The sequence below is a fragment of the Paramicrobacterium fandaimingii genome (assembly GCF_011751745.2).
GTDB lineage: Bacteria > Actinomycetota > Actinomycetes > Actinomycetales > Microbacteriaceae > Paramicrobacterium > Paramicrobacterium fandaimingii.
This window is the reverse complement of sequence record NZ_CP061170.1, coordinates 1330165-1342967: the sequence shown is the minus strand read 5'-3', so window position 1 is coordinate 1342967 and position 12803 is coordinate 1330165. Positions and strand designations below refer to the sequence as shown.

The window sequence follows — 12803 nt, the reverse complement described above, 5'->3', positions numbered from 1 at the left end:
CATGTCTCTCGATCAGATTCAACCGCCCGTCGGCCCCGAAACAACAGCATCGCGCATTCCGCGCAAGCGCATGTCATTGTGGAGCCTCTACACGCGTCGCTTCATGCGCAATAAGCCCGCCGTCGGCGGCATCGTCATTTTCGTTCTGCTTGTGCTGTTCGCCGTCATCGCCCCCTTCATCGCGAAGTACGATCACATCGAACTCGACTTCCTCAACCTGAGCACAGGACCGTCTGCTGAGCACTGGTTCGGCACGACGAGCGCGGGAAATGACACGTTCGCACAGGTCGCTATCGGTCTGCAGCGCTCCTTGATGATCGCTGTCTCGGTATCTGTGGGAACCACAGTTCTGTCGGCCATCGTCGGTACCGCAGCCGCCTACTTCGGCGGGTTCATCGAGCGCGGCATCCTGCTTGTCATCCACTTCCTCATGGTGATCCCGACGTTCCTGATTCTCGCTCTTATCTCCAACGACGCCGGCGGTGACTGGCGGGTTATTACACTCATCCTCATCTTCACTGGGTGGTTCTTCCCCGCCCGTGTGATCTGGACGATGGCGCTGCCTCTTCGCGAAAGCGAGTACGTGAACGCCGCCCGCTACATGGGCGTTCCCGGAATGAAGATCGTGATGCGGCACCTGATCCCCAACATCGGTTCGCTGCTCGTGATCAATTTCGCACTCGGTGTCGTCACCGCGGTGATGGCCGAGACCGGGCTGTCGTTTCTTGGATTCGGCGTGAAGATTCCTGACGTCTCACTCGGTTCACTCATCGGCTACGGCGCGAACACAATCTCGAGCGCACCGTGGCTGTTCTATTTCCCCGCGGGAGCGCTCACGCTCCTGACCGTCTCCATGGCGCTCGTTGCCGATGGTCTTCGCGACGCACTCGATCCCACCTCTGCGGCAGGAGGACAAGCATGACCGCCCCGCTTCTCTCAGTTCGTGATCTCAACGTCAGCTTCGCCTCAGAGGCCGGCACCGTCAATGCGGTGCGCGGTGTCACCTTCGACCTCGAACCCGGGCGAACGCTCGGCATCGTCGGTGAGTCCGGATCGGGAAAGTCCGTCACATCGATGTCGATCATGGGACTCCTCGACGAAAACGCGAAGGTCACGGGTTCTGTCGAGTTCGACGGACAGCAGTTGCTCGGCAAGACCGACAAGCAAATGTCCGAGATTCGCGGCAATGACATCGCCATGATCTTCCAAGACCCGCTCGCGGCACTCACGCCGGTGTTTACCGTCGGCGACCAGATCGTCGAGGCGCTTGTGACGCACCAGAAGAAGTCGCAGAAAGAGGCATGGGAGCGCGGAATCGAGCTGCTCAAACTCGTGGGAATCCCAACTCCCGAGCGCCGGATGAAGTCGTTCCCTCACGAGTTCTCCGGCGGCATGCGCCAACGCGTCGTCATTGCGATGGCGATCGCGAACGACCCGAAGCTGATCATCGCCGACGAGCCGACAACGGCACTCGACGTCACAATCCAGGCGCAGATTCTCGACCTCATCGGCACGGCTCAGCGTGAGACAGGTGCCGCCGTCGTCATGATCACGCACGACATGGGTGTTGTCGCGAAGACCGCAGATGACGTGCTCGTCATGTATGCGGGAAAGCCCGTTGAGCAAGCGCCAGTCGGCGAGCTGTTCCACCGCACACGGATGCCGTATTCAATCGGCCTTCTCGGCGCAATTCCCCGCGTCGACAAGGCAGAGAAGCAGCCCCTCATTCCCATCAAGGGAAACCCGCCGCTGTTGGTGAATCTCCCCGATGCGTGCCCGTTTGCCCCGCGCTGTCCGATCGCCATCGACGCGTGCGTGCACGGCGAGCCGCCGCTGCGGCCAGCCAACACAGACGCAGAAGATCGCCACAAGGTCGCCTGCATCCGTGCCGATGAAATCGATGACGACGGCATGATCGACGGCGAGCTTGTCTACCCGGCGCCGCCCATTCCCGAGAGCGCACTGGAGCGCATTCCTCGCGAAAAGCGCGACATCACCCTCGAAGTCGACAATCTGACAAAGACGTTCCCGCTGCTCAAGGGGGCGTTCCTGAAGCGTCGCGTCGGCGACGTGCACGCCGTACGCGGCATCTCCTTCGATATTCGCAAGGGCGAGACGATGGCGATCGTCGGCGAGTCCGGTTGCGGCAAGACCACGACGCTTCTGCAGATCATGGAGATGGTCAAGCAGTCGAATGGCGAGATCACCATCGGCGGGCAGAAGGTCTCTGAGCTTCACGGTGGTCGCCAAGAACGGGAGCTGCGACGCAACATTCAGATCGTGTTCCAAGACCCCATGGGGGCCCTGGACCCGCGCATGACCGTCGCCGACGTGATCGCCGAGCCACTGCGCGCCATCGGTCGTTCTCGCACCGAAGCGGATGCCCGGGTCGACGAGCTCATGGATCTCGTCGGTCTTGACCCGACGCACAGCACACGCTTCCCCTCCGCGTTCTCCGGTGGGCAGCGTCAGCGCATCGGCATCGCGAGGGCCCTCGCGACGAATCCGCAGATTGTGGTGCTCGACGAACCGGTATCGGCACTCGATGTCTCGATCCAGGCCGGTGTCATCAACCTCCTCGACGAGCTCAAGGTCAAACTCGGTCTGTCGTATCTCTTCGTCGCTCACGACCTGTCCGTCGTTCGGCATATCGCCGATCGCGTTGCCGTCATGTACCTCGGCGCGTTTGTCGAGCACGGCGATGTCGACAGCGTGTTCGACGATCCGCAGCATCCGTACACCCAAGCACTGCTCTCGGCGATTCCGGTACCCGACCCCGACATCGAGCGCACGCGCGAGCGCATTGTTCTCGAGGGAGACCTCCCGAGCCCCACGGAGTGGCGCGAAGGGTGTGCCTTTGTCTCGCGGTGTCCCCTCTACCAGACGCTCACACCCGAGGGACAACGACGCTGCGAGACCGAAGAGCCGCAACTCACGGGAAACGAAGGCGTGCACGTCAACGCCTGCCACTGGCGATAACGGTTGCGAAACAGTTTGCTGAATCCAGCAGGGTCCGCAGTTTATGACCCCTAACTGGATATAGTCTGCTTTCAACCCTGAAAGAGCCGAAAGGCAACAAAGGAGCACCATGAAAAGGCACCAGAAGCTGATGAGCATTGTTGCTGTCAGCGGCGCCCTCGCACTCGTCATGAGCGGTTGTGCGTCGGGCGACACCGGTGGAGACAACTCCGGTGATAAAGAAAAGAAGACAGAGGTATCGCAGGCGGATTACAACCCGCAGCCGCGAGAGAACCTGAAGAAGGGTGGGGACGTCACCTTCGCGATCGACGAAATCACGCCCCAAATGAACCCCTTCCACGGCGACGCGAGCGCAGATACCACGAGGCTCGCCTCGTGGTACACACCGCAGGTCTTCCTGATGGATCCAGACGGCACACCCACGCCGAATCCCGCATATCTTGATTCGTGGGAGATCGGCGAAGACGGCGGAAACACCGTCATCAACGGCACAATCAATGAAGATGCTGTCTGGAACGATGGATCCCCGATCGACTGGACTGCCTTCGAGCAGACCTGGATCGCCAACCGTTCGTACGATGAGGGCTACACCCCCAACGCGACGGATGGTTACAAGGAGATCAAATCGGTTGAGCAAGGCGACAGTGAGAAAGACGTCGTCGTGACATTCGACGGCGAGTTTGCCTGGCCCCAGATGGTCTTCCTCACCGGCATCGTGAACCCGAACGTGAACACCCCGGAAATCTTCAACGAGGGATTCATCGAAGAACCGCACGCTGAGTGGGGTGCCGGCCCGTACAAGATCGACGAGTTCGATTCCAAGGGCCAGATCGTCTCGTTCGTTCCGAACGACAAGTGGTGGGGCAACGAGCCCATGCTCGACAAGGTAACGTTCCGCGGTCTTGACGATTCTGCCTCGATCAACGCTTTCAAGAACGGTGAGATCGACCAGGTTGGCGTGGCTACAAAGGACCGTCTTGAGCAGGTCTCGGACATGGACGGCATCACCATCCACCGTGCGCAGCAGACGGCAAACACGCTCCTTGAGGTTGACTCAGAGAAGCCGCAGTTCAAGGACCTCGAGGTTCGCAAGGCCTTCTACATGGGTCTCAATGTCAAGCAGCAGATGAAGATTGCCTGGAACGGCCTCGATTACACCGAGGATCCGGGTGGCTCGTTCATTCTGTATTCGTTCCAGCCGCACTTCACCAACTCCGTCGTTGACGCGGGTTGGGAGTACAACCCCGACGAGGCAAACAAGATCCTCGACGAGGCTGGCTGGGCTCTGAACGACGACGGCGTGCGCGAGAAGGACGGCGTGAAGCTTGAGGTTACCTACCCGATCTTTGGCGACGACCCGACCTTGAAGGCCGGCGCGCAGTCACTGCAGCAGATGATGAAGGAGATCGGCTTCAAGGTAAACATCGACGTGCGTTCGCCTCAGGACTTCTCGAGTGATTACACATCGAAGAACTGGGACATCATGTCGCTGCGCTTCACGTCCTCTGACCCGTTCGGTGCAGCCTGGTTCTGCCAGATGTACTGCTCGGACAGCGGCCTGAACCTCTCAGCTACCGGCACTGAGGAGATCGACACCAAGATCCATGAGGACCTCGAGTCGATCACCGATTCTGAGAAGAACACGGTGAAGGCCATGGAAATGGAGTCGGAGATCATGAAGCAGACCTGGGGAATCTTCCCGCTGTACAACGGTCCGACAATCATGGCTGTCACGGAAGGTCTTGCCAACCTGACCCCTGAGCCCTACGTGGGTCTCGACCTCTTCGGCGTCACACCCGTTGAGAACGTGGGTTGGGAGAAGTAAGCACTTCTCGCACAACGACGGCGGGGCCGGTGGATGATCCACCGGCCCCGCTTTCGTTGTCAGCTGACCTTTCGTTGTCAGCTCCCCCGGGGGCGCGCGATACCCTGGATGGATGCCGCAGCGCTCCATCACCTACCGTTCATCGTTCAGTATCGGCCTCGTCATCATCGTCGCGCTCCTCGCAGCGTTTCTCACAATTGACGCAGCGGTACGTGGGTTCTGGGGCATTGCCGTGATCACCGCACTCTGGTCGGCCGCCATCGTCGCTCCCCTGTCGCTCTTCCTCGCCCTTCCACGCCTCACAGCAGACCAGGAGGGACTCACCTGTGTTGGGCCACTCACGACCTGGGTGATCCCGTGGAGCAAGGTCGACACGGTTCGCACGCGGCGCCTCCTGCTCGTTGAGACAACGGACGGGAAGGTCATCACGCTGTTCTCCGTGCCCAGCCGCCCCATGGGCATGCGGTCGGTGCACGCCACAGACTTGGGCGACGAGATCGAAGCGATTCGTCGAGACTGGGAAGGACACAGCGACCCCGAAGCGAAGGCCACCCGCCGCGTACACGTGCGGGGAATCTCCATTGTCGGGGTCGCCGTCGTCGCCGCGATTATCGCGACGATCGTGCTCTAGGCTTCGCTCACACCGCGAGCGGAATATTCGCTCCGGGAATCGCGTCGAGCAGGTTCTTTGTGTACTGCTCGCGTGGGTTTCCGAACACGTCGTCCGTCGTTCCGGTCTCGACAATCTCACCCTTCTGCATGACAACCACGTTGTCAGCGATCACGCGCACCACGGCAAGATCGTGGGTGATGAAGAGGTACGTGAGACCCAGTTCCGACTGCAGCTCGGCGAGCAGCTGCAGAATCTGCGCCTGTACAAGCACGTCCAGGGCAGACACCGCCTCATCGAGCACGACAATGTCGGGCTTGAGCGCAAGCGCACGGGCGATCGCGATGCGCTGACGCTGACCCCCGGAAAGCTCGTTCGGGTAACGGTTGATGAGCGCCTGCGGCAGCGCCACCTGGTCGAGCAGCTCGTGCACGCGTGCACTGCGCTCGGCAGCGCTCCCCACCTTGTGAACCCGAAGGGGCTCCCCGATGATGTCTCCGATGTTTCGCATCGGGTCGAGCGAGCCATACGGGTCTTGAAAGACGGGCTGCATCCGACGTCGCAGCGCCATCAGGCCCGAGCGCTTCATCGACGCAAGGTCGGAGCCCTCAATCGAGATGCTGCCGCTCGTGATGCTTTCCAAACCAAGAGCCATCTTCGCGATCGTCGATTTCCCCGAGCCCGACTCCCCTACCAAAGCGGTCGTCGTGCCCTTTGCGACGGTGAAGTTGACGTTGTTCACGGCCACGAAGTTTTCGGAGCGGAAGTTGCCGCGCCGAATTTTGAACATCTTCGTCAGGTTTGCCACCTCGATAACCGGTGTCTGATCCCGCGCCGTGGCTGAATCCACCTGGTCAGCGCGCTCCTCCGCCGTGTGGGCGAGATCGAACTCGCCTCCGAGTTCGTCCGTGCTCTTGTGCTCGACGGCGGCCTGAATGCGGTGTGAGGCAAGGCTCGGGGCCGCAGCGACAAGTCGCTGCGTGTACGGATGCTGCGGGTCTTGAAGAATCTCTCGGCTGTCACCCGCTTCAACGATATTTCCCTTGTACATCACGATGAGCTTCTCTGCGCGCTCGGCAGCCAGACCGAGGTCGTGTGTGATGAACAGCACCGCGGTGTTATTCAGCATCGTCAATTCGGCAAGGTTGTCGAGAATCACCCGCTGCACCGTCACGTCGAGTGCGGATGTCGGCTCGTCCGCAATGAGCAGCTTCGGGCGTGCCGACAGTCCCATGCCGATGAGAACACGCTGGCGCATTCCTCCGGAGAACTGGTGAGGAAACTGTTTGAGGCGGCGCTCGGCATCATCGAGGCCCGCCTGCTTCAGCACCTCGATTGCCTGCTTCTCGACATCCCGCCGTGACGACGCTACGCCATTGGCTCGAATCGCCTCCTTCACCTGAAAACCGATCGACCACACGGGGTTGAGGTTCGACATGGGATCTTGCGGAATGAAGCCGATTTCACGCCCGCGAACGTGCTCGATCTGGTTTTTCGACAGCTTCGAGAGATCTCGTCCCTCAAAGAGCACCTCGCCACCCGTGATCTTCCCGTTGTCGGGCAGCAGGTTGATGATGCCGTGCGCCGTCGTTGACTTGCCAGATCCGGACTCGCCGACAATCGCGACGGTCTCACCGGGCATGACGTCGAACGAAACGCCGTGAAGAGCTTCTGCGAAGCCGTGCTGCGTCGAGAATCCCATGGTCAGATTGCGGATGCTCAGCAGTGGTTCTGAGGCGTTCATCGCGTCCTCGCTTTCGGGTCGAGGGCGTCGCGCAGAACTTCGCCCAGCATGATGAATGCCAGAACGGCGACGGTGAGGGCAATCGACGGGTAGATCAACGCCATGGGCGCTGTGCGCAGCGTCGTCTGAGCGTCGCTGATGTCGTTGCCCCATGACATCACTGACGAGTCCATACCGACGCCAAGGAATGACAGCGTCGCTTCACCCACCATCGCGAGACCCAAGTTGAGGGTCGTCACGACGATGACGGGCATGAGCGAGTTGGGCAGCACATGCGACATCATCGTTGTGAACCGCGTACGGCCCAGCGAGATCGCCGCCATCACGTAATCCTGGTTCTTAACGCGAAGCACTTCGGAACGCAAAATACGAGCGACGGATGCCCAGGCGAAGCCACCGATCGCCAGAGAGATCGTCCACACGTTTCGGTAATCAGAGAGCACCGACATGACGACGACCGCCGCGAGGATGTAGGGAATCGAGAAGAAGATGTCTCCGACGCGCGACAGTACAGAATCGAGCCATCCGCCGTAGAACCCGGCGAAGATGCCAAAGAGAACCCCGAGGATGCTACCGAGCAGCGTTGAGATGATCCCCACTGCGAGGGAGGTCTGTGCTCCCCAGACGATCCGAGCCCAGATGTCGCATCCTTGACGTGTGAAGCCGAGAATGTGATCGCCACTCGGGCCGGCATTGCTGTTCGCGAGCGTGCACCCCTGCGTCGGTGAGACCGGCGTGAAGAGCGTGGGGAAAAAGGCCATCACAATGAATACGAGCGCGATGATAGCCGATGCGTAGAACAGCGGGCGCCGGCGCATCGAGCGCCAGGCGTCTCGCCACATGCTGCCCGGCTTTTCTCCGAGCGTGACGGAGTCCACCTCAGCGATCGGGGTCTTGTCGACGGGTGCGACGAAGTGCGGTATTTGCTTAGACATAGCGAATCCTGGGGTCGAGCACGGCGTAGAGCAGGTCTACGAGAATATTGAGAAGCACATACACAATCACCAGAACGGTGACGAACGACACGACTGTCGGCCGTTCTCCGCGCACGATCGCCTGAAAGAGCGTGTTTCCGACACCGGGAACGTTGAAGATTCCCTCGGTCACTGTGGCACCAACGATGAGGATGCCGAAGTTTGTCGCCGAGTTGGTGACAACCGGGATCAGCGAATTTCGCAGAACGTGTACGGGAATGACACGGCGCCGGCTCAACCCTTTCGAATACGCGGTGCGCACGAAGTCGTTTCCCAGGGTCTCAACGGTGGAGCCGCGCATGAGACGCATGCTCGTGGCGTACAGGCTCAACGCAAGAACAATCGCGGGCAGAAGCATGTTCAACCATGAGGTGTCTCCGCCGACCGTCGGGCTTGCCCAGCCCCACTGGATTGCAACGAAGAACTGCGCGAGAAACGCAATGACGAAGATGGGCAGCGACATCAGAACAAGGCTGAGGATCAGCATCGCGTTGTCGAAGAATTTGCCCTTGCGGATGCCGCTGAACAATCCGATCGAAATGGAAAGGATCAGCTCAAGGACAACCGCCATGACGGCAAGCTTGAGTGTGACGGGGAACGTCTTGACGAGGATCGCAGAGACCTCGCGGCCCGAATAGCTGATGCCGAAGTTGCCCTGGAAAATATCACCGATGTACAGAAGATACTGAACGATGAAGGGCTTATCGAGGTTGTACTGGGCTTTCAGCGATTCGAGAAGTGCTGGGTTCGGGGTCTTGTCGCCGAACATTGCCAGAATCGGATCTCCGGGCATAGCGAAGACCATGAAGTAGATGAGGAAGGTCGTTCCGAAGAAGACGGGCACTGCCTGCAGAATTCGAAGCAGGATATATCTGAGCATGTAGCGCTCACCGTGCCGTTCGTTGTGGGCTCATAGAAGTGGTGCCATTTCGAAAGAGAGAGGGTCGGGCTCGAAGGTGGGGTGATGCAGCCATGCTGCACCACCCCACGCATCGTCAGGCTGGTTAGGCCTTCTTTGTGATCTGGTAGTACAGCGGTACCGAGTTCCAGCCAAACTCGACGTTGTCGACGAGAGTCGAGTAACCGCCGACGACGTTCTGGTACCAGAGCGGGATCGCCGGAAGATCCTGCAGAAGCACTTCCTGTGCCTCCTGGAACTTCTGGTTGGCGACCTCGGGATCGGTGGCGCTGATGCCCTCCTGAATCAACGAGTCGAACTTCTCGCTTGAGTAGTCACCGTCGTTGGAGCCGGCACCCGTCGCATACAACGGCCCGAGGAAGTTGTACAGACCGGGGTAATCCGCCTGCCAACCGCTGCGTGTCGCCGTGGTGATTGTGCGATTCGTCACCTTCTCGCGAAGCTCGGCGAACGTCGGGTAAGCGTCACCCGATGCCTTGATGCCGAGAACGTTCGAGATACTGTTGCACACTGCGTCGACCCATGCCTGGTGGCCTCCGTCGGCGTTGTAGCCGATCTGGAACGTGCCTTCCCACGGGCTGATCTCGTCGGCCTGCGCCCAGAGATCCTTCGCCTTCTCTTCGTTGTACGTGAGGACGTCAGCGCCCTCGAGGTCGTCGCTCCAGCCGTCGATCACCGGTGAGGTGAAGTCACTGGCCGGTGTACGGGTGCCCTGGAAGATCACGTCAGTGATCTCGTCTCGGTTGATCGCCATCGAGAGTGCTTTGCGACGGAGGTTTCCCTCTTCGCCGTCGAAGTGCTCAATGTAGTTTCCGATCGTGAACGACTGGAACAGCGCAGAAGGCTGGTTAACAGCACGGTCGCCGAGGTCGCTCTCGTACGAGCCGAACGCCGAGTCAGGAATCTGATCGAGCACGTCGAGCTGGTCGGCCAGCAGGTCGGAGTACGCGGCGTCCTGGTTGGCGTAGAACTTGATGGTCAGTCCACCGTTCTTCGCCTCACGATCGCCCTTGTAGTCCTCGTTCGTGACCAGGTCGATCTTGACGTCGTGCTCCCAGGCATCCTCCCCGGCGAGCTTGTACACGCCATTGCCGATGGGGTTCTCGCCAAATGCCTTCATGTCTTCAAAAGCGACAGACGGAAGCGGGTAGAACGCCGAGTAGCCGAGGCGCTGACCGAAGTCTGATGCCGGGTGTTTCAGTGTCACGGTGAAGTGGTAGTCGTCAATGATCTTGAGACCGGTGAGTTCGCTGTCTTCATCCCAGCTGAAGCCCTCGATATCTTCGAAGAAGTACGACGAAAGCTGTTCATTGCTGAGAAGCGCGCCGTAGTTCCAGGCGTCGACGAATGACTTGGCTGTGACCTCTTCGCCGTTCGTAAACTTCCAGCCCTCATTGAGCTGGATGTCCCAGACCGTGGCGTCGTCGCTCTCGATAGATTTGGCTACTTCGTTGTGCTCTTTGCCATCAGCGTCGTAGTAGATCAGACCGGCGAAGATGGAATCGAGGATCTTGCCCCCGCCAACTTCGTTGGTGTTTGTGGGAATGAGCGGATTCTGCGGCTCATTTCCATTCGTGGTGATGATCGCAGCGTCATCGCTCGATCCACCGCCCTCGCTGCCGCCGCCGTTTGAGCAGCCGGCGAGCGCGAGAGCTGCAACGCTTGCCACCGCTGTTGCGGTGAGCAGGCGTCGCATCCGCGACGTCGTATTTCTCACTGTTCCTCCTGTGCAAGGTGAATTGCCGCAGCGCCATTTTGGCCACACTGCCGCAAAGTAATATCACGACACTAGGCGCTGCCGACAGGCACGCACAACGCGCACCGTCGGGAATGTTACCCCGAGTTAATAAATTTGAAAGAATCTTGTGGGCTATGCACGATTACTGCGAGCTTCACATCATTCTACGAAGATGATTCGTGAAGGCGCCGGACTTACTCGAACGAACGCCACTCCCAAAGGTTCCATGTGAGCGTCGGTGCGATGACACGAGGGGTGACGCCGGTGACGTGATCGGGATCAAACGCCGTGATTGACGGAAACTGATAGAGCGGGGCTCCGTAGAAGTCAGCGCGCAGCTCGGAGTCGACGTCGGCGAGCAGCTCACTGCGCTCGCCAGCATCCGCAGTCTCACTCATGTCGCGGAACAGCGCGTCAACGGTCTCGCTTGAATAGCCGTTGAGATTGTTCCGTGCCTTAGTCGCGTATCTGCTCTCGGAATCGACGGCGCCGAGGCTTGAGGATTCCCACGCGAAGATCGCCGCGTCATACTTGCCAGGAACGCCGAGGAGCTGACGCCACTGATCGGTGCCGCAGTCGGTGATCGAGAACCCGGCTTTGGCCGCAGATTCTGCAATCAGGTCGAACTCGGCTGCTCGTCGCGGGTTGTTTGCGGCATACAGAACACACACCTCGGGCTCGACGGCGCCCGCCTTCTCGAGCAGGGCCTTCGCGCCGGCAATATCAACGGATGAGAACGCCGCGTCGGACGCTGATTCGTCGTACCCCGGCGTTCCCGGCGTGAAGACGAAGGAGTCGCGGGTGTGGGCCCCAGACCCGACAATCGGCTTGATGAGCTTCTCGACGATCGCCTGCCGAGGAACGGTCTTCAGAAACGCTTCGCGCACGAGCGGATCGTCGAATGTTCCGTTGGCCGAGGCACCGAACTGCAGATCGATGTGTTCGAAGCTGGCGACAAGACCCGTGAACGTCTTCTTATCGTCGAGTGCGGCGAGCTGTTCAGCAACGGCCGGAGTGGCCTGCGGCGCGATCACATCGACATCACCGTTCTCCAGTGCCGTCACCTGCGCGGCCGGATCATCGAGATATCGCAGGTGTACTGTCGCGATCGACGGCGCGTGCGCCCCGTCGTACTCGGGATTTGCCGACAGCGTGACGCCCTCGACCGGGTCGATCTCGTCGATCACATAGGGTCCGCTCGACACGTAGGTGCTTTGTGGCGAGTCGACGTTATCGAGAGCGAACCCGGTGTTCCAGAACGAGGAGATCTTCGAGAGCGCCTCGGAATCCTTGTGTGTCACGGCATCGATGACTGCGTGCGCGGCTTCCTCTGACGACTCCACCCCGAGGGCTTTCTGCCCGACGACGTGAGCGGGCAGCGGCGGCGGCAGGGCGATTCGCCAGTCGGCCACCGGCTGCGAGTACGTGAGCGTCATGGAGCGGCCGTCATCGCTCAGCTGCGGCATCTCTGAGGCGAGTCCGAGGCCAGAGTCTGGCCGCGCTCCTGAGTCGAAGAAGACGACGTCATCGGGCAGCTCGGCCGCGCCGCCCTCAGAGGTTGCGGCCCGATAGTCTGCCGGGTCAAAATCTTCGGTGTTCAATGCTCCCGAATGAGCAGCCCAATCAAGCAGCAGATCAGCAGCGTCAACAGGCGTTCCATCAGACCAGGTTGCCGTGTCGCTCACTGTATAGCGCACCACGAGGGGATCGTCGGCGATCTTTTCCACCGTGCCGAATGATGTGTCGGGCGCAACCTCGAGACTCTCGTCATACGCTGTGAAGTTTGACAGCGTCAGCGCCGTGATGTCGGCATTTCCGGATGCTGAACCAGACGGCGTTGTCGTGTTGTACGACGTGAAGCGATCGCTGGTTCCGATCGCAACGGACGACTCAGCATCCGGCCCCGTCTGAGCACAGCCAGCCAAGCCGAGAACTCCCGCAATGAGCGCACCGCCGGCGATGATCTTTCGTGCCTGTCGCATTCGTCCTCCCCGACGAAAACGCTACACTGACG

The 12803-nt window shown here is 60.1% G+C and carries 9 protein-coding genes; 4 read left to right on the top strand and 5 right to left on the bottom strand.

Annotated features, from left to right (window positions below; translation table 11 throughout):
• Position 1 precedes the first annotated feature (1 nt).
• From HCR84_RS06510 to HCR84_RS06495, 4 genes are all read left to right on the top strand, one after another.
• On the top strand, positions 2 to 922 hold the full coding sequence (locus tag HCR84_RS06510; protein ID WP_166983314.1) for an ABC transporter permease: 921 nt from the start codon (positions 2 to 4) through the stop codon (positions 920 to 922).
• Positions 919 to 2979, top strand: a complete 2061-nt coding sequence (locus HCR84_RS06505) for a dipeptide ABC transporter ATP-binding protein (RefSeq protein WP_166983313.1) — start codon at positions 919 to 921, stop codon at positions 2977 to 2979. Before HCR84_RS06510 ends, HCR84_RS06505 begins: the two co-directional genes overlap by 4 nt.
• Before the next feature lie 109 nt (positions 2980 to 3088).
• On the top strand, positions 3089 to 4804 hold the full coding sequence (locus tag HCR84_RS06500) for an ABC transporter family substrate-binding protein (RefSeq protein WP_166983312.1): 1716 nt from the start codon (positions 3089 to 3091) through the stop codon (positions 4802 to 4804).
• Between the two features lie 112 nt (positions 4805 to 4916).
• Positions 4917 to 5435 (top strand): PH domain-containing protein, encoded by a 519-nt coding sequence (locus HCR84_RS06495; protein ID WP_166983311.1) that lies wholly within the window; start codon positions 4917 to 4919, stop codon positions 5433 to 5435.
• A gap of 7 nt (positions 5436 to 5442) precedes the next feature.
• On the opposite strand, the gene HCR84_RS06490 is transcribed toward HCR84_RS06495, so the two are convergent.
• The 5 genes from HCR84_RS06490 to HCR84_RS06470 form a co-directional block, all read right to left on the bottom strand.
• Complete coding sequence (locus HCR84_RS06490) at positions 5443 to 7158, bottom strand: dipeptide ABC transporter ATP-binding protein (RefSeq protein WP_166983310.1); 1716 nt, start codon at positions 7156 to 7158, stop codon at positions 5443 to 5445.
• Positions 7155 to 8093 carry an ABC transporter permease gene (locus tag HCR84_RS06485; protein ID WP_166983309.1) on the bottom strand — a complete coding sequence of 313 codons (939 nt, stop codon included), beginning with the start codon at positions 8091 to 8093 and terminating at the stop codon, positions 7155 to 7157. Before HCR84_RS06485 ends, HCR84_RS06490 begins: the two co-directional genes overlap by 4 nt.
• On the bottom strand, positions 8086 to 9012 hold the full coding sequence (locus HCR84_RS06480) for an ABC transporter permease (RefSeq protein ID WP_166983308.1): 927 nt from the start codon (positions 9010 to 9012) through the stop codon (positions 8086 to 8088). Before HCR84_RS06480 ends, HCR84_RS06485 begins: the two co-directional genes overlap by 8 nt.
• Before the next feature lie 124 nt (positions 9013 to 9136).
• On the bottom strand, positions 9137 to 10747 hold the full coding sequence (locus HCR84_RS06475; RefSeq protein ID WP_166983824.1) for a peptide ABC transporter substrate-binding protein: 1611 nt from the start codon (positions 10745 to 10747) through the stop codon (positions 9137 to 9139).
• Between the two features lie 236 nt (positions 10748 to 10983).
• Positions 10984 to 12771, bottom strand: a complete 1788-nt coding sequence (locus HCR84_RS06470) for an ABC transporter family substrate-binding protein (RefSeq protein WP_166983307.1) — start codon at positions 12769 to 12771, stop codon at positions 10984 to 10986.
• Positions 12772 to 12803 lie beyond the last annotated feature (32 nt).

What these genes read in the sequence shown, in the direction of transcription:
- HCR84_RS06485 (WP_166983309.1), bottom strand. Translation starts at nt 8,093, where the DNA reads ATGTCTAAGCAAATACCGCACTTCGTCGCACCCGTCGACAAGACCCCG.
- HCR84_RS06495 (WP_166983311.1), top strand. Translation starts at nt 4,917, where the DNA reads ATGCCGCAGCGCTCCATCACCTACCGTTCATCGTTCAGTATCGGCCTC.
- HCR84_RS06475 (WP_166983824.1), bottom strand. Translation starts at nt 10,747, where the DNA reads ATGCGACGCCTGCTCACCGCAACAGCGGTGGCAAGCGTTGCAGCTCTC.
- HCR84_RS06500 (WP_166983312.1), top strand. Translation starts at nt 3,089, where the DNA reads ATGAAAAGGCACCAGAAGCTGATGAGCATTGTTGCTGTCAGCGGCGCC.
- HCR84_RS06470 (WP_166983307.1), bottom strand. Translation starts at nt 12,771, where the DNA reads ATGCGACAGGCACGAAAGATCATCGCCGGCGGTGCGCTCATTGCGGGA.
- HCR84_RS06505 (WP_166983313.1), top strand. Translation starts at nt 919, where the DNA reads ATGACCGCCCCGCTTCTCTCAGTTCGTGATCTCAACGTCAGCTTCGCC.
- HCR84_RS06510 (WP_166983314.1), top strand. Translation starts at nt 2, where the DNA reads ATGTCTCTCGATCAGATTCAACCGCCCGTCGGCCCCGAAACAACAGCA.
- HCR84_RS06480 (WP_166983308.1), bottom strand. Translation starts at nt 9,012, where the DNA reads ATGCTCAGATATATCCTGCTTCGAATTCTGCAGGCAGTGCCCGTCTTC.
- HCR84_RS06490 (WP_166983310.1), bottom strand. Translation starts at nt 7,158, where the DNA reads ATGAACGCCTCAGAACCACTGCTGAGCATCCGCAATCTGACCATGGGA.